Annotated in this window: 18 protein-coding genes; 3 read left to right on the top strand and 15 right to left on the bottom strand. The window is 32.1% G+C overall.

The window, feature by feature from the left end:
• Nucleotides 1–4 precede the first annotated feature (4 nt).
• Genes BUB65_RS07195 through BUB65_RS07210 form a run of 4 tightly spaced genes read right to left on the bottom strand, consistent with a single transcriptional unit; the run spans nucleotide 5 to nucleotide 3,628 of the window.
• Nucleotides 5–1,558 (bottom strand): DEAD/DEAH box helicase, encoded by a 1,554-nt coding sequence (locus BUB65_RS07195; RefSeq protein ID WP_073073641.1) that lies wholly within the window; start codon nucleotides 1,556–1,558, stop codon nucleotides 5–7.
• Nucleotides 1,555–2,052 (bottom strand): peptide deformylase, encoded by a 498-nt coding sequence (def, locus tag BUB65_RS07200; RefSeq protein WP_073073643.1) that lies wholly within the window; start codon nucleotides 2,050–2,052, stop codon nucleotides 1,555–1,557. Before def ends, BUB65_RS07195 begins: the two co-directional genes overlap by 4 nt.
• Entirely contained in the window at nucleotides 2,030–2,800 is a 771-nt protein-coding gene (gene surE, locus BUB65_RS07205; RefSeq protein ID WP_073073645.1) for a 5'/3'-nucleotidase SurE, read from the bottom strand. Before surE ends, def begins: the two co-directional genes overlap by 23 nt.
• A 15-nt stretch (nucleotides 2,801–2,815) precedes the next feature.
• Nucleotides 2,816–3,628, bottom strand: coding sequence for an Mrp/NBP35 family ATP-binding protein (locus BUB65_RS07210; RefSeq protein WP_143606718.1), 813 nt, complete (start codon nucleotides 3,626–3,628; stop codon nucleotides 2,816–2,818).
• Between the two features lie 108 nt (nucleotides 3,629–3,736).
• Here BUB65_RS07210 and BUB65_RS07215 point away from each other — a divergent pair, with 108 nt between their 5' ends.
• From BUB65_RS07215 to BUB65_RS07225, 3 genes are all read left to right on the top strand, one after another.
• A complete protein-coding gene (locus BUB65_RS07215) occupies nucleotides 3,737–5,491 on the top strand; it encodes an ABC-F family ATP-binding cassette domain-containing protein (protein WP_327192019.1) in 1,755 nt (584 codons plus the stop codon).
• 733 nt (nucleotides 5,492–6,224) lie between these two features.
• Nucleotides 6,225–8,099: a tRNA uridine-5-carboxymethylaminomethyl(34) synthesis enzyme MnmG gene (gene mnmG / locus BUB65_RS07220; protein WP_073073649.1), complete on the top strand. Its 1,875-nt coding sequence runs from the start codon at nucleotides 6,225–6,227 to the stop codon at nucleotides 8,097–8,099.
• A 178-nt stretch (nucleotides 8,100–8,277) separates the two neighbouring features.
• Entirely contained in the window at nucleotides 8,278–9,522 is a 1,245-nt protein-coding gene (locus BUB65_RS07225; RefSeq protein WP_143606726.1) for a Glu/Leu/Phe/Val family dehydrogenase, read from the top strand.
• 52 nt (nucleotides 9,523–9,574) lie between these two features.
• Here BUB65_RS07225 and mreB read toward each other — a convergent pair whose 3' ends face one another.
• The 11 genes from mreB to BUB65_RS07280 all read right to left on the bottom strand — a co-directional run bounded on the left by mreB (nucleotide 9,575) and on the right by BUB65_RS07280 (nucleotide 23,058).
• Nucleotides 9,575–10,582, bottom strand: a complete 1,008-nt coding sequence (gene mreB, locus BUB65_RS07230; RefSeq protein WP_073073653.1) for a rod shape-determining protein — start codon at nucleotides 10,580–10,582, stop codon at nucleotides 9,575–9,577.
• Entirely contained in the window at nucleotides 10,575–11,438 is an 864-nt protein-coding gene (locus BUB65_RS07235; protein ID WP_073073656.1) for a DMT family transporter, read from the bottom strand. Before BUB65_RS07235 ends, mreB begins: the two co-directional genes overlap by 8 nt.
• A 1-nt stretch (nucleotide 11,439) precedes the next feature.
• Nucleotides 11,440–11,946 carry a TIGR00725 family protein gene (locus tag BUB65_RS07240; protein ID WP_073073658.1) on the bottom strand — a complete coding sequence of 169 codons (507 nt, stop codon included), beginning with the start codon at nucleotides 11,944–11,946 and terminating at the stop codon, nucleotides 11,440–11,442.
• Between the two features lie 48 nt (nucleotides 11,947–11,994).
• Entirely contained in the window at nucleotides 11,995–14,727 is a 2,733-nt protein-coding gene (gene ileS / locus BUB65_RS07245) for an isoleucine--tRNA ligase (RefSeq protein ID WP_073073660.1), read from the bottom strand.
• Between the two features lie 105 nt (nucleotides 14,728–14,832).
• On the bottom strand, nucleotides 14,833–15,192 hold the full coding sequence (locus tag BUB65_RS07250) for a response regulator (protein WP_073073663.1): 360 nt from the start codon (nucleotides 15,190–15,192) through the stop codon (nucleotides 14,833–14,835).
• Nucleotides 15,193–15,248: 56 nt separating this feature from the next.
• Entirely contained in the window at nucleotides 15,249–17,780 is a 2,532-nt protein-coding gene (gene pulA, locus BUB65_RS07255; RefSeq protein ID WP_073073665.1) for a type I pullulanase, read from the bottom strand.
• Nucleotides 17,781–17,793: 13 nt separating this feature from the next.
• Nucleotides 17,794–19,800, bottom strand: coding sequence for an alpha-amylase family protein (locus BUB65_RS07260; RefSeq protein WP_073073675.1), 2,007 nt, complete (start codon nucleotides 19,798–19,800; stop codon nucleotides 17,794–17,796).
• Nucleotides 19,801–19,902: 102 nt separating this feature from the next.
• Entirely contained in the window at nucleotides 19,903–20,697 is a 795-nt protein-coding gene (locus BUB65_RS07265) for an ABC transporter permease subunit (RefSeq protein WP_073073676.1), read from the bottom strand.
• Nucleotides 20,698–20,708: 11 nt separating this feature from the next.
• Nucleotides 20,709–21,509 (bottom strand): ABC transporter permease subunit, encoded by an 801-nt coding sequence (locus tag BUB65_RS07270; RefSeq protein ID WP_073073677.1) that lies wholly within the window; start codon nucleotides 21,507–21,509, stop codon nucleotides 20,709–20,711.
• A 13-nt stretch (nucleotides 21,510–21,522) separates the two neighbouring features.
• Complete coding sequence (locus BUB65_RS07275) at nucleotides 21,523–22,380, bottom strand: ABC transporter ATP-binding protein (RefSeq protein WP_234946844.1); 858 nt, start codon at nucleotides 22,378–22,380, stop codon at nucleotides 21,523–21,525.
• A 111-nt stretch (nucleotides 22,381–22,491) separates the two neighbouring features.
• On the bottom strand, nucleotides 22,492–23,058 hold the full coding sequence (locus BUB65_RS07280; RefSeq protein ID WP_073073020.1) for a hypothetical protein: 567 nt from the start codon (nucleotides 23,056–23,058) through the stop codon (nucleotides 22,492–22,494).
• Nucleotides 23,059–23,080 lie beyond the last annotated feature (22 nt).

Below are 23,080 nucleotides of genomic sequence, written 5' to 3' on the forward strand. Positions count from 1 at the left end.
CCTCCTAGTTTTTTACTTTTGCTTTTGAAACTATTGATTTTCTGCCTTTGGTTTTGAATACGGAAAGAATTATTTCAGCTTCTTTGTATGGAACAGTGATAAATGAAAATTTATCCAGGATAGTTACATTTCGTATCACTTTTTTATCTATACCTGTGTTTTGGACAATGAAATCAGTAAGGTTTCTTTTTGTCATCCCAGAATTTTTTCCTTTCGCAATAAAGAGCCTTACGTTCTGAGAATTATGTTTTTTTGTGTTGTGGGATATTGTTTCATATGAATCGGGATCTAATCCTTGGAACGCCCTATACAACAATTTTGCTAACATTTCTTTTATATCCCCTGACAATAAAAGTTCGTCAGCTAATTTAAAATATATTTCATTTAATTTGGGATTCTTTTTTAAAAGTTCCTCTTTTATTTTTTGGGCTTTAGTATTTATAATTTGATCAATTGAAGGAATTTTTCCTTCTTTTATCTTTGCGTTTGAAAATTTTTTGATTCTGAATAGTTGTCTATATTCTCTAGGAGTAACGAAAGTGATCGCTATTCCCTCTTTTCCTGCCCTTCCTGTTCTTCCAATTCTATGTACATAATGTTCAGGATTAAGAGGAATTGAGTAGTTTATAACATGGGATAAACCTTCTATATCTATGCCTCTTGCCGCAACGTCAGTAGCGACCAGGATATTTGCTCTTTTTTCTTTGAATTTTCTTAAGACTCTTTCTCTCTGATATTGGGAAAAATCTCCATGTAAAGCTTCTGCATCGTAACCTCTTTCATTTAATTTTCCAGAAACTTTGTCAACTTCAAGTTTCGTTCTGCAAAACACCAAACCATAAAATTCTTCTTCGATGTCAATAACTCTACACAATGCTTCAAATTTATCATTTTCGTTGACTTCAATATATATTTGTTCAGTTAAGTTGGTTGTTAATTCTTTATCGACTACCTTTATAACTTCGTAATTTTTAATATATTTTTTTGCTAGATAGACTATTCTTTGCGGAATAGTAGCAGAAAACATTAGAAAGAATTTGTTTTCAGGTGTATTTTTCAATATTTTTTCGACATCATCTATAAATCCCATATCTAACATTTCGTCAGCTTCATCTAGTATAAAATACGAAACTTTTGATATATCTAAAGTTTTTCTTTCTATATGGTCTAGAACCCTTCCGGGAGTTCCTACAACAATATCAACACCGCGTTTAAGATGATTAATTTGGTAGTTAATTGATTGACCTCCATATATTGGTAAAATTTTCAAATTTCGTTTTTTTAGTGAGTTTATTTCTTCGGCTACTTGTAGTGCAAGTTCTCTAGTAGGTGTTAGAATTATAGCTTGAATATTTTTTTGTGGTTCTAAAAGTTCTATTAATGGTATACCAAACGATGCGGTTTTACCTGTTCCAGTCTTTGCTTGAACTATTAGGTTCTTTTTTCTACTTAGTAGTAATGGAATTACCTTTTCTTGAACAACTGTCGGTTTTTCGAATCCCTTTTTGTAGATAGCATTTAAAATTTCTTTACTTAGTTTAAAATCTTCAAAATTCACTTAGTTTCCTCCAATCTCATCCTCATAATTTTGGTTAGCTCAGGAGTCAGTTGTTTTCTAACGTTTAATGGCAGATGATCGATAAAGAGAACGCCATCTAAATGATCACTCTCATGTTGAACAATTCGAGCAGGATATCCTTCAAACAACCGCTCATGAACTTTTCCATATTCGTCTTGATATCTTAATCTAACCCATTTATATCTTGAGACATCTGCGAAAATTCCAGGTAAACTTAGGCATCCTTCTTCTCCAAGTTCCTTTTCTTCAGAATGTTCAATTATTTCAGGGTTAATAATAAACATGGGGCCATTTCCTTCATCCATAACGAAGAAACGTAGCAAAACACCAACTTGCGGGGCCGCCAACCCAACCCCATCATCCAAATACATTGTTTTTAACATTTCTTCCTTTAAGTTTCTTACAAATTCAAAATCGGTGACTTTTTCTGCTTTCTTTCTTAAAATAGGATCACCAAACAATCTTATTTTCACTGTACATTTCCTCCAGTTTGCTTAGATATTTTTCGTTTGTCATGAAAAGAGAAATAGGAGTGACTGAAACGAAATTCTCCTTCAGCACCTTATAATCAGCTTTTGGATCTGGATCGTTTTCAACAATATTTCCTTTCATCCAATAATAATCACTACCCGAAGGATCAACTCTTTTTTCAAAATAGTCCTCGTACATTCTTTTACTTTGTTTTGTTAATTTCCAACCACGTAATTTTTCGTAAGGTATAGAAGGGACATTTATGTTCAAAGCGGAAAAACGTGGAATAGAATTAACGTCGAATTCTTTAAGGAATTTAAGAATAAAACGTGCAGCTGTTTCATACATAGGATTTTTGAAATCATAACTTGAAATTGCAATTGAAGGAATTCCAGCAATAGCTCCTTCGAGAGCACCACTTACTGTCCCGGAATATATTACATCTGTGCCAAGATTATTTCCTCTGTTTATTCCACTTATAACAAGATCTGGTTTTTCGTTTAGCACCACGTCAATTCCTATTTTTACACAATCTGCTGGTGTACCTGAGACAGAATATATTTCGAATGGTTCTTTTATATCTACTTTTCTTAACCACAATGGAAATCTAATAGTTATAGCATGGCCTACGGCGCTTTGTTCTGTTTCGGGGGCTACAACTGTAACTTCATGTTCTTTACTTAAAAACCTTGCAAGACATAAAATGCCGTCAGCGGTAACTCCGTCATCATTTGTTATTAAAATTTTCATGCGTTCCACCTCAAATTACTTTTCAACAATTTGTACTACTTTTTCGGCAATGTTTCTGAATACTTTTTCAATTTCTGTTTCTCTTAAATATAAAGTTATAGGTTTCCCCTCATCTGCTAACTGAGCAGCTTTAGGATCAAGAGGTATTTTACCGAGTAATTCCGTATTATATTCTTTTACTAAAATTTCTCCTCCGCCATTTCCAAAGATTTCGATTTTTTCTCCACATTTTGGACATCTAACATACGACATATTTTCGACTATACCAATTAATTTTTGGTTCATGGAATGTACAAAGTCTATGGATCTTCTTACGTCATCAAGTGATATTTTTTGAGGAGTTGTAACTATAACTACACCATCAATTTTTCCTAAAGTTTGAAATAAACTAAGAGCTTCATCTCCTGTTCCAGGTGGTAAATCAAATATTAAATAATCAAGTTCTCCCCATTTTGTGTCTCCCAAAAATTGTTTTATAGCACTATGTTTGAGTGGTCCTCTCCATATTACGGCTTTTCCTGCTTCAACTAACATTCCTATTGATAAAGCCTTTAGATTAGGCAAAATTTCTGCGGGAACCATTTCTTCATCTTCAACTGTTGGATGCTTATCTCCAAGCATTCTAACGATATTTGGACCGTGAATATCAAGATCTAGCAGTCCCACTTTATAACCACTTTCAGCTAATGCTGTTGCAAGGTTAACTGCTACTGTTGTTTTTCCAACTCCACCTTTACCGCTTAATACGGCAATCTTGTGTTTTACTTTGCTCATTTTTTCTTTTACTTTATTTTGTTCATTGTTTAAATTAAATTGTGGATTAACCATACAGGCACCTCCGACTTTATTTATCTGCTTTAAATAATTATATCACATAAATAGTAGAGACTAAGTTAAGATAGTATTTTTTTTGTATGGTATAATTTGTAACGCGAGGTGGTTAATTTGATAGTTCTAAACAATTTATCGATTTCTTTTCCTGGCAAAACCTTGCTCTCAAATATAAATTTGAATATATCAGATAAAGAAAAAGTTGCATTAATAGGAAAAAATGGTTCGGGTAAAACAACTCTTTTGAAAGCAATAGCGGGTATATACAACGATTATGCTGGGCAAATTGTGACCACAGGGAAAGTGTTATACCTTGATCAATTTAGGGTGTTTGATGCAAAAACCCCTTTTGAGTACTATTTAAAGGTGGCGGATACACCTGAAAAAGAAAGAATAGCAAGAAGCATTTTAAAAGGTTTGGGATTCAATGAAAAGGATTGGAATAGAGATATTTCAACTTTTAGTGGAGGGGAAAGAACTAGACTTCATATTGGTAGAATTTTCCTGGAAAATCCAGATTTTTTACTTTTAGATGAACCAACGAATTTTTTAGATATATCTGGTATTCATTTTTTAAAAAGTTTACTAAGAAATTTTGATGGAGGTTATTTGATTATTTCTCACGATAGAAGTTTTTTGAGAGATACTTGTAATAGATTTTTAGAGATAAACAATGAAAAAATTTGGGATTTTAATATGAATTTTGATGATTATTTAAGAGAAAGGAAAAACCTTCTTTTACATCAGGAGAGAGAATTGAAGAATAGAACGAGGGAAATTGAAAGGTTAAAAACAATGATTGAGAGGTATAAAAAATGGGGGAGAGAAAAGTCTATTAAACAAGCAAAAAGCAAAGAAAAGCTTTTAGAAAAAAGGCTAAAGGAACTTGAAGAGAAAACCCTTTTTTTAGAAGAAGAATCGGGAAAAAAGGTAAAAATTCCTGTTCCAGAACCTGCTGGTTATGTAATTTTAGAAGTAAAAGGGGCAAGTTTTCTAGATGTTATAAAAGACATTTCTTTTACAATTTATAATGGCGAAAAAGTGGCCATTTTGGGACCGAATGGAAGTGGGAAAAGTACACTTTTAAGATTAATTAACGGAAAGATAGCAGGGAGTGGTGAAATAAAGTTTGGTCATAATGTAAAAGCAGTTTTTCTTGATCAATTTGTTGAGAATCTTAATTTAGAAAATACAGTGTTTGAAGAATTAGCGAGTGAAATGAAGATGGAACCTGATTATATTATAAGAGCATATGCTGGAAGATTTGGATTTAAAGGCGAAGAAGTTTTTAAACTTGTTTTAGAATTGAGCGGGGGAGAGAAACAAATACTTGCTCTTGCAAAGGTGTTGTTAAAAAAACCGAATTTACTAGTTTTAGACGAACCAACAAATCATATGGATCTGGAAACGACAGAAATTTTAGAAAAAGCATTAAGAGAATATGAAGGTTCTGTAATTCTTATTTCTCATGATGAAGAATTAATTAAAAATGTTTGTAACAGGTATTTTATGATTAGAAATAAAACATTACATGAAATTTCTTCATTGGATGAATATGATATTCAACATGAAAAAAATAATCGTACGAGAAAATCTTCGAATACTTTTATAGAAAGAAAAAGGATAAAAAATAAGGTAAAAAAAATAGGTGAGACAATAGATAAATTAGTTCAAGAGGAAAAAGAACTTTCCAACCAACTTGAAAAGATTGATATAGAACTAGTAAAGGTTGGTTCAGATTATATAAAAGCCATGAGATTAACTAAAGAAAAGGAAAATTTGGAAGAGAAAATTTTGAAAATTTTAGAAGAGATTGAAAAGTTAAGACATCAATTAGAAGTCTTAACAGAACAATTATAACTCTTCTACAACATTTCTGAGCCATTTTTTACTTTGGTATCTAAATATCAAAATTATAAACTTTGCTATATCATCAGTCAAGGTGAGAAGAAAAACAATAGGAAAAGATAAGTTTAATGCTAGTCCAGCAACCCCTGCAAGAGAAATTCTACAAAACCACAAAGTAGAAGATTCAACTAAAAAAGAAAATCTGGTATCCCTTCCTGTTCTTAAAAAACTACAATATTTAAAGTTTTTGAAATTGTTACAGTTATTATCACTAACTGTCTTACTTTGGAAGATACATCGAAAAATCTACTGGTATACAAGATTAAAAGGGATGTAGTGCTCCTGAGATAATTGCAAAGATTTCAGTAAGCCTGATTATTTCCTCTGAGATTTTGAATGCTTCTTGGAGTTTAAGGAAAAACCTATAGATATAGTTAATACAGTAAATTTTGATAGGCCATTTATATCATTTTTTCCCCAAAATTGCAAAAGAAATACAGCATCTCCGGATACTTACGACTGCTATGGCAGTTTCCTCCAGTTTGCCAATCATTAGTGTGTCTACAAAATTGACGCTTGTAAGTAAAAGTTATTGTAAAGCAATAGGAAGAGCTATTGCAAATAACTTTATTGTTCTTTTTCCAAATTTTTAAATATTAAATCATGCGTTTTTCCTTACGAAAATAAAAGTTTGTGATATACTTAATATTTAGGAATACCTAAAAACTGTGAGGAGGTATTGATATTGTATTTTAAAAGACCTGATGATGATAAACATTTTGATGTAATTGTGGTAGGAGGAGGTCATGCCGGAATAGAAGCAGCTCTTGCAACGGCAAGGCTTGGTTTGAAAACACTAATGTTAACTGCAAATCCTGATAATGTTGGTTGGGCCCCATGTAATCCTGCTATAGGTGGTCCGGCCAAAGGTATAGTTGTAAGAGAAATAGATGTTCTTGGTGGAGAAATGGCTAGGACTACTGATGAAACCATGATTAATGTTAGAATGCTTAATACGGGAAAAGGACCTGCTGTTAGAGCTTTAAGAGCTCAGATTGATAAGTATCAATATTCCCATGTAATGAAAAAAAAGCTCCAAACACAAGAAAATTTAATATTAAGATTTGGATTAGTAGAGAAATTATTGGTAGAAAGGGGAAAAATCAAAGGAATTGTTGATTCTTTCGGAATAGATTATTATGCAAAAGCGGTTATTTTAACAACGGGGACCTTTTTAAGAGGGAAGATTTTTATAGGAAGAGATACAATGGAAGCTGGAAGAATGGGAGACTTTCCGGCGAAAGGTTTGAGCAAATCACTCCAAGATATTGGTTTTAAACTGTCTAGATTTAAAACTGGTACCCCTGCAAGGGTATTAAAAAGCAGTATTGACTTTTCAAAAATGGTTCGACAAGACACTGACGATGTTCCACGAGCGTTTTCGTTTTTTGATGAGCCAAAGATACTATCCAAAAATTTCCCATGTTGGCTTACACATACAAATCCTGAGACTCATAAAGTTATCAAAGATTATCTTGTGTATTCTCCGCTATACGGAGATGTAAAATTGATTCATAGTGTAGGTCCAAGATATTGTCCATCTATTGAGGACAAAGTAATTAAATTTAATAGGGATACTCACCAGGTCTTTGTGGAACCTGAAGGGCAATATACTGAGGAGTACTACTTAAACGGTCTTTCAACTAGTTTACCTTATGCTGCGCAGATTCAAATGTTAAGAACGATTCCTGGTTTAGAACGTGTGATAATAGTAAAGCCAGCGTATGCTATAGAATATGATTATATCGATCCAACGCAGTTGTATCAAACGCTTGAATCTAAAAAAATTGAAGGATTATTTTTCGCGGGTCAAATAAATGGAACAAGTGGATATGAAGAGGCAGCTGGGCAAGGAATTATTGCAGGAATAAATGCTGCGATGAAAATATTAGGCGGAAAACAATTGATTCTTAAAAGATCTGAAAGCTATATTGGGATATTAATCGATGATATTACTACTAAAGGTGTGGATGAACCATATAGATTATTAACATCTCGTGCAGAATACAGGCTTTTATTAAGACATGATAATGCACATTTAAGGCTTGCAAATTATGGATATGAAATAGGTTTAATTCCAAAGTGGTTCTACGAAAAAGTTTTGAAACTAAAGAAAAATATTGAAGAGCAAATAACTAGGTTGAAAGAAGTAAAAATTCCTTCATCGGATATGGTAAATGATTTGTTAGTTAGGTTGGGGACATCTCCTTTAAAAGAAGGAACAAAATTGTATAACATATTAAAAAGACCTGAGGTAAAATACAGTGATGTAAAATCACTTGATCCAAACCCCATTGAAGATTCTGAGCTCGTAGAACAAATAGAAATTATGTTAAAGTACGAAGGATACATTCAAAAAATGCTTGAAGATATAAAAATATTTGATCAATATGAAAATCTTGATATATCTGAATTGGATTTTGATAAAATTCCAAATCTTTCTACTGAAGCAAGAGAAAAGCTTAAAAAGATTTCTCCACGATCAATTGGGCAAGCAATGCGAATACCTGGGGTGACTCCTTCCGATATAGCAAATTTAATAGCTTACTTAGAAAAGTAGATAAATATAGTTGGCTTCCTACCAAAGCCAACTATATTTTTTTATTCATGCATATTATTTTATTTTACAAAATTAAACAGAATTATTATTTTTTATTATAAAAAAACAACAGTTTTCAATGATTTTTATTGTTCAATTTAATATGTATAATAAAATGGACACCATAAAAATGGGGGGGATAGAAGTGCAAAATCCATATGAAAACTATTTAAAACAACTTGATAATGTTAAAAAGTATATAGAAGCACCAGAAGGAGCCTTTGAGATTTTGAAAAATCCTTTAAGAATTATTGAAGTATCCATACCAGTAAAGATGGATGATGGAAGTATAAAGGTTTTTAAGGGTTGGAGATCTCAACATAACAATGCGTTAGGGCCTACGAAGGGGGGAATTAGATATCATCCTGATGTAACTAAAGAAGAGGTTATGGCACTATCTGCATGGATGTCAATAAAAAATGCGGTTGTGGGAATTCCGTATGGTGGTGGAAAGGGAGGAATAAAGGTCAATCCAAAAGAACTTTCACAAGGAGAACTTGAAAGATTATCTCGAGGTTTTATCGATGCTATTTATAAATATATTGGAGTTGATCAAGATATACCAGCACCTGATGTGTATACAAATTCACAGATCATGTCTTGGATGATGGATGAATATAGTAAGTTAGTTGGTTCTTATCAACCAGGAGTAATAACTGGAAAGATAAAGATTGTTGGGGGGTCTCAAGGAAGAGGAACAGCGACAGCAAGAGGAGGATTTTTCGTTTTGAGAGAAGCATTAAAGATTAAAGGAGAAAGTTTTAAGGGATTAACGGTTGCTGTTCAGGGGTTTGGGAATGCTGGTTCTTTTGCTGCAAGATTTCTGAGTGAAGCAGGAGCAAATGTCGTTGCTGTTTCTGACTCAAAAGGAGGAATATATAACTCTCAAGGCTTGCCATATGGACCAGTATTAGAGCATAAGATGAAAACAGGAACGGTAAGAGATTTTGATGGAGCAAGAAATATTACAAACGAAGAACTTTTAGAATTGGATGTTGATATTTTAATTCCTGCAGCGATTGAAAATGTTATTACTAAGGAAAATGCAGAACAAATTAAAGCAAGATATATCTTAGAACTTGCAAATGGGCCAATTACTCCTGAAGCTGACGAAATTTTGTATAAAAAAGGGACGTTTATTCTCCCGGATGTTCTTGCAAATGCTGGCGGTGTAACTGTTTCATACTTCGAATGGGTACAAAATAGAACAGGTTATTACTGGTCAGAGAGAGAAGTTCATGAAAAACTAGATGAAGTAATGACGCAGGCATTTCATAATGTATACGAGACAATGAAAGAAAAAGAGGTAAATTCAAGAATAGCTTCTTATATTGTATCGGTAAGTAGAATAATTGAAGCAATGAAAGCTAGAGGATGGATTTAATGGATTTAAAAGAAAGCCCCTTATTTAAGGGGCTTTCTTTTTGTCGTAATTATTATTCGTATGTAGCTGCAACTTGTTCAAGTAATTCTTCGTCATCTAATAATATGCCAGTGCCTCTTGCAACACAAGTCATAGGATCGTCTGCTATTTTACATGGTACGCCGATTTCATCGTAAATAGCTTTGTCAATTCCCCTCAAAAGTGAACCTCCACCAGTAAGGGTAATACCTTGTTCCATAATGTCTGCAGATAATTCGGGAGGAGTTTTTTCTAGAACAATTTTTATTTTCGAAACAAGGTTTTCAATCAATGGTTTTAACATTTCATATATGTGTTGTGAATTAATTACATCAATTCTTGGTAATCCAGTAACGGCATCTCTTCCTTTGATTTCCATTTCTATATCTTCAATATCAGAATGCGCCTTTCCAACTTTCATTTTAATTTCTTCAGCTGTGGATTCACCAATAATAAGTCCGAAGAGTTTTCTTATACTTTTCACAATAATATCATTCATGGCATCACCAGCCAGCTTTATAGAATCTCCTACCACTATACCACCTAAACTAATAACGGCAATATCAGTTGTACCTCCACCAATGTCAATAATCATATTTCCTCGAGGTTTAGTTACATCTATACCTGAACCAATTGCTGCTGCTAACGGCTCTGAAACGACATATACCTTTTTGGCTCCGGCATTTAGCGCGGCATCAAATACCGCCCTTTTTTCTACAGTTGTTGTTTTTGCAGGAATACCAATAACCATATTGGGTTTAAACAAAAAACCTTTTGTTACTTTTTTGATGAATATTTGTAAGACTTCAGAAATAATAGTATAATCAGCAATTACTCCGTCTTTCATAGGTCTTACAGCCGTTATTATATCTTCTGGAGTTTTTCCTAACATTTCTTTTGCTTCATCACCAATAGCAACTATTTTTCCTGTTTTTTTCGATATAGCAACTACTGAAGGTTGATACAACACTATTCCTTTGCCTTTTTGATAGACGATAAAATTGGCAGTGCCAAGGTCTATGCCTAAATCATTTTTACCCATGAATTTCTCCCCTTTCTTCATACTTCTCAAATACATACAATCCAATTACAACTAATATTATACCTGAAATTAGCAATAGAGTAGGAATTCGTTTGAAAATTAAAGATTCGGACACAGCAGTAATTACAGGAATGATATAAACAGCGTTAGTTGTAGTTCTATCGCCAAGAATCTGAATAGATTTATTCCATAGAAAATAACCTATAGCGGAGCAAAAAATGCCAAGATATATTAAACCAAAAATCGAGTTAAAATTGAATTTTAGAATGGGTTTGAAATAAAAATATTCAAATGCTGAAAATGGTATTAAGGTTAATACTCCCCAAAAAGTAATTTCAAAAATAGCTGTTAATGAAGAATGATCATCTAGTTTTGTTATATGATGAGTATAAAAAACCCATGAAAAAGCTGCCAAGAATGCAATCAAATCACCTAAAGAATTTACTTTTAAAAATAATCTACCATTTAGTATAACTAATGCAACTCCAATCAAAGCAATTAAAGATGCGATATATTGGATAAATCTTGTTCTTCTTTTGTGTACTAGTTGTGTAAACAGAACATACCAAATAGGTGCTGTTGACACTATCATTGCTGCGTTTGTAGGGCTTGTAAGTTTTAAAGCAAAATTTTCAGCTGCAAAATAAATGGTGATTCCCCAAAAACCAGCCAGTATTTTGTGAATATTAAATAAGGAGATTTTTCTTTGTTTAGGTAAGAACCATAAAGTTAAAAGAGCGATTGAAAATCTAAATAGGGCAGCAGTTAATGGAGATATCTCGCCGACGACAAATTTTGTAGCGATAAATGAAAGTCCCCAAAGAACAGTAACTATCGCAAGAGGTATATATTTCATATCATTCCCCCAAAACATTTTTTAGAATATTTACAACTTCATTTATGTTGTTTGCTATTTTTACTTCGGTTAATTTTCTACTATCTAGGAACTTTCCATCTAATAGAACTTTTTGAAATCTGTCAGTCCAACCTCCAGTTCCTTTGAACAAGATCAAAGGTTTTTTGTTGGCATATGCTATGAGAATATCAATAGCGGTGCCAATTTCTCCGCCAATAGAAACTACTGCATCAGCACTTTTGATTAAAATAAAGGACCTCATTTGATAATCAAGTCCAGTTTTTATTTCGAGTGAATTGAATTTATTTCCGTTTTCGTCAAAAGGCAGAATTCCAATTATTTTTCCATTTACTTCTTTTACACCTTTTGCGACTTCTTCCATAACTCCATCTCTTCCGCCAGTAACCAATATATATCTTTTTCCAAGTTCTTTTCCTAATTTTTTGCAGATTTTTCTAAGATTTTCGTTTATGTTTCCAGAACTTCCAATAACAGCAACGTATTTCATTAATCAATTACCTCTCTTTCAAAAATGCGGGGAGAACTCCCCGCATCTTTATTTTCTTTCACCTCTTAAAACAGCCGCACATCTTGGACAAATGTCTGGATATTGGTCATCTTTACCAACGTCTTCATGATATTTCCAACACCTATTACATTTTTCTCCTTCAGCTTTTTGAATTGTTACGCTTACAAATTCTCCTTTGGTCTTCCCCTCTCCAAATTCTACCTTGGATACAATAAAAAATTCCTCGAGGATAGTTTTATATTTTTCTAAAATACCTTGGACTTCTTCGTTTAATCCTGAAAGAATAACTTTTGCATCGAGAGAGTGTCCAATAATACCATTATTTCTGGCATTTTCTAATGCTTTTAGAACATCATCTCTTATCAAAAGTAAAACATTAAATTCTTCAAGGAGTTTTTGGTCGATCCAATCTTTACGAATTTCTGGCCAATAATCAATATGAACTGTTTCATATTTTTTGATAGGACTTAATTGATACGCTTCTTCAGCAGTAAATACCAATATTGGTGCCAACATTTTGATTAAGGCTTCTAATATATAGTAAATTACTGTTTGGGCAGATCTTCTGTATATTGAATCTTTTGCTTCGACGTATAACCTATCTTTAATTATGTCTAAATAAGTTGCACTTAATTCAACAGTGCAGTATTTATTTAAAAGACTATACACTTTTGAATATTCAAAATTTTCGTAGTGTCTTGTTACTTGTTCAATTAATTGTTGAAGTCTACCAATTGCCCATTTGTCAAGTGGTAATAATTTTTCGTAAGGTACAATATTTTCCTCTTTAAAATCGTTTAAATTACCCAATAGGTATCTGAGTGTATTTCTTATTTTTTTGTAAGTTTCAACTTGTTGTTGAATAATGTTTTTCCCAACTCTTATATTATCAAAGAAATCTATACTTGCTACCCAGAGTCTTAAAATATCTGCTCCAAATTTGTCAACAATTTCATTCGGATCTATTACATTACCAAGAGATTTACTCATTTTTCTTCCTTGTTCGTCTTTTATGAATCCGTGTGTAACAACCGATTTATAAGGAGCTTTACCTGTTTTGGCTACAGACATGAAGATAGAGCTTTGGAACCAACCTCTGTGTTGATCGTCACCTTCTAAGTAAAGATCGACGGGAAATTTTTCTCCTTTTGATCTAATTACTGCTTCGAATGAACATCCAGAATCGATCCAAACGTCAAGGGTATCATATGTTTTTTCAAAAGTGTTATTACCACATTTTGGACATTTCACGCTTTCAGGTATAAGCTCTTTTTCAGACAGTTCAAACCAAGCATCTGTTCCTTTTTCACTTACTACGTTTATAAAGTTGTCGATAACTGTTTCATCAAGAAAAACTTCTCCGCATTTTTTACATTTAATAGCTGGGATAGGTGTTCCCCAAACCCTTTGTCTTGATATTGTCCAATCTGGCCTATCCTTAACCATTGCTGTGATTCTATTTTCACCCCATTTTGGATGCCATTCTACTTTTTTAATTTCTTCTAATACCTTGTTTCTTAAATTATTTGCATCTACTGATATAAACCATTGGGGAGTTGCCCTAAAGATAACTGGATTTTTACATCTCCAACAGTGAGGATAGCTATGTTCTATTTTTGCTTCTTTTATTAAAGCACCAGATTTTCTTAAATCATCTATTATTATTTTATTTGCGTCCCAAATTTTCAAATTAGCATATTTTCCTGCATCTTCTGTAAATATTCCATTTTCATCTACCGGTGAAAGAATTGGCAAGTTATATTTTATACCTGTCAAATAGTCTTCAGCACCATGTCCGGGAGCTGTATGGACACATCCCGTACCATCTTCAAGAGTAACATAATCAGCAAGGACAATGAGTGATTTTCTATCAATGAAAGGATGTTGAGCTTTTTTATATTCTAAATCTTTTCCCTTAAATTTATCTACAACTGTGTAGTCAACTTCTATTTCCGAGGTAAATTTATTTAAAAGTCCTTCGGCAACAATCCAATATTCGTTTTCAACTTTAATCTTTACATAATCAAAATCTGGATGCACCGCAATTGCTACATTTGCAGGGAGGGTCCAAGGAGTGGTTGTCCAGATGATGATATATGTGTTTTCCTCTTTTTCCAATTTGAATTTTACATATATTGACGGGGAAGAATGATCATGATATTCAACCTCAGCTTCTGCAAGAGCCGTCTTACAAGTAGGACACCAATATACTGGTTTATTTCCTCTGTATATGTTTCCGTTTTTTACAAGAGTTTTAAATATGTCTAAAATATGGACTTCATATTTTGGATCTAGAGTGAGATAAGGATTGTCCCAGTCACCTCTTATTCCAAGTCTTTTAAATTGTTCTCTTTGAACATCTACAAAATGTAAAGCAAATTCTTTACATTTTTTCCTGATGTCAACTGGAGACATGTTTTTTATTTTTTCACCTAGTTCCACGGAAACTCTGTGTTCTATTGGTAGTCCATGAGTGTCCCATCCAGGAACATAAGGTGCGAAATATCCTCTCATTGTTTTGTAGCGTATAACAATATCTTTTAAAATCTTGTTAGTGGCAGTTCCGATATGAATATTTCCATTTGCATATGGAGGTCCATCGTGTAGTACAAATTTAGGTCTTCCTTCTCTACTTTTTAAAGCAAGGTTATAATCATCAATTTTTTGCCATTGGTCAAGCATTTTAGGTTCTTTTTCAACTAATTTAGCTCTCATGGAAAAGTTTGTTAAAGGTAAGTTCAACGTTTCTTTATAGTCCATTTAATCACCTCCGTTATCTTTTCTTTTTATTTTAACATTAATCAACATTATTAATAAAAAAGGTGGCCCTCCCGCCACCTTTTTTGTTGTACGGGAGGGCATGACCTAGCTATTAATTAATTTTGAAATAGTATCTTTTAATTCAGTGAGATCTGAGGTTTTAACAACATAAGCATTTGCCGCCCATGAGGCTAAATCATTTTTATAGTGAGAGTAAGCCGTTAAAATTATAATTTTTGCATCTTTCTTTATTTCTCTAATTTTTCCAGCGACTTCAAGGCCATTCATCCCGGGCATTTCAATGTCAATAGTAACTAAATCATACTCTTTTTCTCTAAACATTTTTAAGGCTTCTTCGCCATTTTTTGCTTCGTCAACATCATATCCAGACTCTTCAAGCTCTTCTTTTATTAAAAGTCTCATATTTTCCTCATCTTCAACAACGAGTATTCTTTTTTTACTCATAATATTTCACCCCTTTCCTTCTAGAAGAGGAATTACTAAACACATTATAACATAAATTATTGGTTCTTGTATAGTACGTATGCAGAAATTCCTTCTAATGTTATTGTTCCGGATACTTTTTCTATGACATCTGTTCCTGCTTTTTTACCATTTACTACTACATTCCATTCTCCTGAAGGAAGTTCGTAAACTATTGGTTTTACATTTCCATTATATATTACTAAAATATCCTTCCAACTATCATTTCTGGCATTTCCAGTAATCATAAATGATACTACACGCCTAGTTTTACTTTTTAGGAATTTCAAGTGGTTTCTAATTTCTTCAGCAGAAGTTAATCTAAAAGCTGGATGTTCTTTTCTTAGCTTTATAAGCCCTTTATAATACTCGAATACATCAATGTATTCTAATTTTCTCTGATAATCAAGACCGTTTATGGAAATTGGGGCGTTATAAGAATTATCATTGAATTTTTTTGTTCTTGCAAAATCTTGACCAGCATGAATAAATGGAATACCTTGAGAAGTGAGAATAATGGCTCCAGCTAACTTTTGAGCGTTTCTTAACATTTCATCTGTCCAGTTATATTTTTTGTCTTGTTGAGCAGCAAGATAATTTTTATCCCAGAGAGTATGATTGTCATGAGCTGCAACGTAGTTTATTGTTTCTTCAGGATCTGATGCAAAACTTTTTATTCTGTTATCGTAGTGTATACTTCCTACTACTCCTCTTTTAATTCTTGTTTCCTTACCTATAGCACCAAGTAGGAATCCTTTAACTTTTGCGTTAAATACAGAACCTCTTAAGGCATCTCTAAATTCATCATTAAATACAGCAATATGTGTACCTGCAACATCATTTTTACCAAATCTAATTGGGGCACCCCAACCTCCCCAAGGTTCACCGTACAGAATAATTGTTGGATCAATTGCATGTACGGCTTTTTCTAGTTCTGTCATTGTCTTTTTATCAATTAATCCCATTTGGTCAAATCTATAGCCGTCAATATGGTATTCATTTATCCAGTATAATACGGTATCAATTATATATTTCCTCATCATAGGTCTTTCAGAGGCTATAACGTTTCCCACACCTGTTTCATTCAAGTACGCACCAGTTTTATCTGATCTATAGAAGTAGTATGGGACTGTTTGATCAAATGGAGAAAGTTCTCCTATGCCAAATGTATGTGGAAATACCATATCAAGTATGACACGCAACCCTTTTTCATGAAATTTTTGGACCATTTGTTTTACCTCTTTTATTCTTACATAAGGATCGTAAGGATTTGTTGAGTATCTTCCTTCTGGTACTGTAAAGAGTACGGGATCATAACCCCAATTGTAGCTTTTTTCAAAATCTCTTTCTGCTTCATCACCAGTATAAAAATCAAACACTGGAAGTATGTGCACATGTGTTACTCCCAGTTCAACTAGATGTGATAGACCAGTTGATACTCCACCAGGTCCTTTAGTGTTTTCTTCTGTTAAACCAATGTAAGTAGCTTTGTTTTTAACACCAGAATTATCAAGGCCAGTCATATCAGCAATGTGAATTTCATAGATAATTGCATCTTCTAGCTTTTCCATATAAGGTCTTACATCTTTTTCCCAGTTTGGAGGATTAGTCTTAGAAAGATCTATAACAGCACTTTTTGCTGAATTTTTATAAACAGCTTTTGAATAATAATCGATTGTTTCTCTTATTTTTCCGTAACTTTCAAATCTGTATTTATAAAACACACCATCAAGATTTCCGTTTACTTTTGCTTCCCAAACACCATTTCCTATGTATTTCATATCAATTATTTGATATGGAGTTTCATCTTCTCCGGTTTTATATAATAATACACTGGCTTTCTTTGAAACGGGAGACCATGTTCTAAATATAGTATAGTCAGGTGTATAGATATATCCGAGTTCACCATCATAGTAATAATCATCTAATATATCTAACATGTAAACCGTTGCTGGTTTGAATCCTTTAATGTGTAGTTGAACATTTTTTCTCAAATCATCTTCTGTGAGTTGATCCTTGAGAGTAATTCTGATGTAATTTGTTTTTGAAATATCAGTAGGATCGGCTTTTTCAATACTTAGTACTTTCCTTTCAACTCCATCAACTGTAACTTTTATATCTTTGAATGTTTTTGTATCGATTGGATTTGTAAGATATGCTTCAATGGTATTTTTAGATTTAGCTGCAGCAAAAAATACCCTTGGACTTGTGTCAGGTTTTGTTGTGTATATTTCTTCTACACCTTGCAAAATCCACACCTCCGCCTTTCCATTTTTTATATCTATAAATCTATCTTTGGCCACATCCTTCATTTGCCATTCATTAAGTCTAACAATAATTCCCACCTGTTCTAAATCCATATCAAGTACGATTTTTGCAACCACTCCAAAATCGTCTTTTTCAGTAAATTGATAGGCTTTTCCTTCCATGGCTACAGGCTTCATTGGCCAAATCCATAAATTCCAACCATCGTAATTATTGTCAAATCGATGGTAATGAACAATGATAGTTGTTTCTGCAAATAGAGTTAATGAAAGTAAGATAAATAAAAAAAACACAAACTTTTTCATACTACTTCCTCCCTTAAATATTAATTTTTATAAGAGCAAAATCACCAGGTGCCAACTTCATTTTAATAACATTATTATGGCTAAAGATAGGAAATTCTCCATCTTTTTTCCATAATTTTATTGTTGAAACATTTATTTGTTTTCCATATGTTTCATTTAAATAAATCTCAAATTCTCTTTCCCAAGACAAATCAAGATTTCCTACTATTATGATCCCTTTGTCATCAATCCAATATGAATAGTTCGCTAAAAATCCATCTTGATAGTTAAAATAAACATATTTAAAATATCCTTCATTTATAAACTTTTTGTATTTTTCTCTTTCCTTCATCAAACTTTTCAAAAAATCAGAAATACTGTTATCAGGTGAATTCCAATGAAGTACGTAATGGTCGAAGAAGGCAAGTTTTCCATAAAATTCGTCATCTGGTGAAAGAACTGTTTTTCCCCAAATTGTGTTATCTAAACCAAGGTTCATTGGCTGAATTTCTCCGATTTCTTGTCCTGAATTTATATACGGTACACCATTTGGCAAGAAATAAAGTAGAAAAGTAGCAAGGAATTTCAATTTATCTCCAAATTCCCTGGCAGAAATTCTAGGTGTATCTGGCGTTTCTACACATGAAAGGAAAGGAAGCTTCATATTGACAGAAGTTTCCTCAACAAGTTTATAAAACTTTTCTCTTCGGGCTACTGAGTACCAGGTATTTCCTAAAATCATATGATACCCATCATTTTTTGCTTTTTCATCATTTTTCATTTCAAGTTCTTCAGCAATAAACACAAATGAAGGGTCGTAATCTTTTGCTTTACTAATGATCATTTCTTGAAGCTTAGAGGGTAAAGCATGTCCCATATCTATTCTTGCCCCATCTATTCCAAACCTTTTTTGGTAACTGGGAATTATGTTTGATAAATACTCCCATAATTCAGTATTTGGCTTTTCGCCAGGAAATTTACTTGCTTTAATTACATCAAATAAAATATATGGTTTTTGTGTTTCTGAAACATAATTTTTAGAAGCAATGGGATTATCAAGATACAGTCTTAAGAAGGTAATGTCATCCCACGTAGGTTGTGTATCATTTACCCAATCAGAAAAACCAGGAGGAGTAACTATTCCAAATTCTTTAATAATATTCACTAATATATTTCCATCCATAGATTTTACTTTTTCCCATTTTTGTGGATTGAGTTTATTTGGAGAGTCTACGAATTTTTTTAGATGTTTTCTAACTTCTAAGTTTCTGTAGATTATTTCTAGATCTTTTTCATCAGGGATTTTAAATGGAAGTTCTTTTATTTTTGGGGGGTTATACGTTGCAAGGTCTTCGATTTTTATCCAATAAAACCAATCAGGGTGTTCTCTAATAATATCAGAATCTCTTGAAGCAGTTCTGGGAATGAAATCTAGGATAACCCTAATATCCAAGATATGTGCTGCTTCTACAAGTGCTTTAAATTCATCCTCTACGTTAAAACTTTCAAGTAAAGGATCATGATAACATTCATCTATCTCCAGTGGATTTTTAACGGCGTATGGTGAACCAATACTTCCTTTTTTAAATAAGTTACTAGTTTTACTTATGGGGAGCAAGTATAGAGTGTTGATATTAAAAGATTTCAGATATAGGAGAAGAGCAATCATTTTTAAAAATGTTCCTGATTCTTTATAGCCTAAAATATCAATTTCTTCAAATGTACCAAAGCCTTTATGATTGAAAGCAGATGTCATTCTCGGTAAGGAGCCATATATAACTGCCTGTTTTATCCAGTTAGAATTTGTTTCTCTTTTTATATGAGAAAGAGGCTTGGAATAATCGATGTTGCCCGATTTTTCAAGAATGTAAGAGATAACTTTTGAAAAAAAGAGGTAGGGATCTACATAGTAAATCCCGTTTTTTTCATCAAAAATATCTCCATAGATTTTTTCATAACCTTTTACCCAAATTTTTGGAATAGCATAATTTCTTTTGTTAGTTATTTTCGATTTCAAGTAACTTTCCAACTCTTTTAACACAAATCCACCTCCGTTGAAACGGTTCCAATGAAACTCAAAAAAATTATAACATACAAAGTATAATTATTGAAGGAGAGGTTATGAAAGTTCCAACATTTTTATTTAAATTATTATATCTTCATTTTTAAAAATTTTGCTTGCCAAAAGAAAGACTGCAAGCCCAATTAAAATAAAAAAAAGCGAGTTTAGTATATAAACTTTTTCATATTGAATAGTATCACCAAGTGAGATGTACTTGAACAATGTAAAATACCTTATCCATTCTAGTTTTTTCATAGCGTTTCCAAATATATCGGCGATGAACATGATTAAAAAAATTCCTGATGACAGAGAAATAGTAATAAATGATTTTTGAAACAGTACTGAAAAAAGTACAGTTAGAGCTCCAAAAAAAATTTCAATAACATATAAATACAAAGCAAAACCTGCAAGGATAGAAGAATTGTATTCGTAGTGAACATAAATTTTAAAAAGCCATAAAACACTCAAGCAAAAAACAGACGCAAAAATAGTGTAGTAAACGAATAGTACTAAAAATTTCTTGAAAAATATTTTATTTCTGGTAAGGGGTTTCACCAAGAGATATTCTATTGTTTTTGTTTCATATTCAGATGTAAAAACATTAACGGCGAGAATAATCGCAAAAATTCCCGCAAAGATTTCTGCCATGAACATTACTTTAGCACTAAAAAATCCTTCCGGAGTTATAAAATTTTCTGATATATTAAGCAAATTTAGCATAAATTTTGGGAGAGAATTGATAAAATCTTTTAAAGAATCAGCATCTTCCATGACTCCATTTATGAATGGAGCTATAAGGGCAGCAAAAAAGAATAAAACAAAAGTCCAGATCAAAAAGATTTTTATATTAGATTTTAATTCTTTTTGAAATAACATTTAAACCCCTCCTAAATCTTTATATCTTGTGTTTCAAATATTTTTGCTGAAATAGCAAATATAAAAAAAGATACTAACAATATCATTAAAGAATTAAAATAAAAACCTTTATTATTTTTTATTGTTTCAATTACTGGCATGTAATAGAATACACTAATTTTTCTAAGAAACTCCATATGTTTAACACCTTTTGATATGGAATATCCAAAATACATGAAAAATAATATACCAAGTGAAAGAGAATTTGTTAATTTCCTGTTTTTCACTAATAATGATAAAAAAACGGCAAGTGCTGCAAAGAAAAAAGCAGTAACTAATAAGTATACGCTGAAAGAAATTAATATTCTATTACTATAATTTCCCCTCACAAAGATTTTAAAAAATGAAAGTAAACTTACTGAGAATATAAAAAATAGTAGAATTAAGTTTGTTGATAAAGCGAAAATTTTGTACAAAAATATTTTTCTTCTTGGAAAAGGTTTTACAAGCAAATATTCAATTGTTTTGTGGTCATATTCACCTGCAAATAATTTATTTGCGAGAGTAGAACTGAATATTCCAAAAAATATGAACATAAATGTCATTCCCTCTGTTCCAAAAAGACCTTCCGGTTTTGACATTATTGATATGTCCATATTTAAGGCATTTAAAAGTGTTTCGGGCATTTTTTCCAAAAAGAAAGTTAAGGGACTATTTTGTTGAATTATTAGATCTGTAAATGAAGAGTACATTAAATTAAACAAGATGATAACGACACTCCATATTATGAGATTTTTAAAAGTATATTTAATTTCTTTTCTTATCAAATTCATGTTTTCACCTCTACTATTTATATAATTCAAGAAATATGTCTTCGAGAGCTGGATTTTTTATTTCAAGATCTTCAAAATCAGCTTTTAGTAAATCATTTAAAAATTCTTTCAAATTGGTGTTCTTTATTTCAAAAATATAAACATTTTCATTTGTTCTATATTTGTACTTTTCTAAGTGAGAAGCTTCCTTTAACCCATATACATATATTAACTTTTTGGAAATATCCTTTAATCCTTCTATTGTTCCAGATTTTACAATTATTCCATCTTTTATCATTGCAAAAGTATCACAAATTTTTTCGACTTCGGATAAAACATGTGATGAAAATAGGATAATTGCTCCTTCTTCTTTGTGCTTTTTTATTAAATTGTAAAACTTTTGTTGTACAAGAGGATCTAATCCATTTGTTGGTTCATCTAAAATCAGGTATTTTGGCCTATGTACAAGAGCTTGTAAGATTGCTACTTTCTTTTTGTTTCCTAAAGATAAGGCTTTAAATTTTTTATTCAGATCAATTCCTAAAATGTCAATCAATTCTTTTTCATAGCTTATATCAATTTTATTTTTATAAAAGGACCTGTTAAAATTTAAAAATTCTTTAACTTTCATATCTTCATAGAAGTTAACTTCTCCTGGGATGTATCCTATGTTTTCTTTAACAGAATCAATTTCATACGGCATTTTCTTATTTTCGATAAGTGCAACTCCTTCATCTGGTTTTAAAAAACCAGTTAAAATTCTAATTGTGGTTGTTTTCCCTGCTCCATTTGGCCCTATTAAACCTAAAATTTCGTGTTCTTTAATTTCAAAACTAACATTTTCAATTCCTTTATTTTTTCCGTAATATTTTTTTAGGTTTTTTACTACCATCATTTTTCCTCCTTTTTAAGTTAAAAAGTAATTCCTTTGAATTATAGCATGAAATTATTACATAAAAAAATCTCGCCCAATTTGGGCGAGATTTTCATCTACATACTCACTTTAATCAGCGTCATATACACATGTTCCCATTCCATAACCATATGCATGTTCTCTAACTTTGTTTTGTGGTCTGTTCATCATTCTACCTCTTACATTCCTTCTTTCCATTTCTGTATATGTATTTCCTCTGTTATTTTCCATTCCTCTTCTTGCAAATACTGGAAATCCGTTTTCTCTTACCACTATTTCTTTTCCATCTATTACTGCTTTGTCTACTACAATGTATGTTTCATCTTCTGTTGAAATTATTCTACCACTGATTTCTATATTTACTCCTACTTCTAAGCCATCATACAACCAAATTGGTCCTGTGTGTACTTCATATTCTTCTCCTTCAGCATCAATGATTACTTCCATCCCTTCTCCTGGTATCATTTCAATTTCCTTTACTGTACCTGATATGGTTGTTTCAGAAACTGTTGCTCCTTCAGGTAAATTTTGATAAAGTGGTTGTGTTCGACTTGTTGTGTTTGTCTGTACATAATTGCTCCTCCATGGTCCTACTGCAAATATACTTGCTGTTAACACTAATACTGTTAATAAAACTACACTAATCTTTTTAAACATAATTCCACCTCCTGGTTTTTTT

Source organism: Thermosipho atlanticus DSM 15807 (genome assembly GCF_900129985.1).
In the GTDB taxonomy this organism is placed as follows: domain Bacteria; phylum Thermotogota; class Thermotogae; order Thermotogales; family Fervidobacteriaceae; genus Thermosipho_A; species Thermosipho_A atlanticus.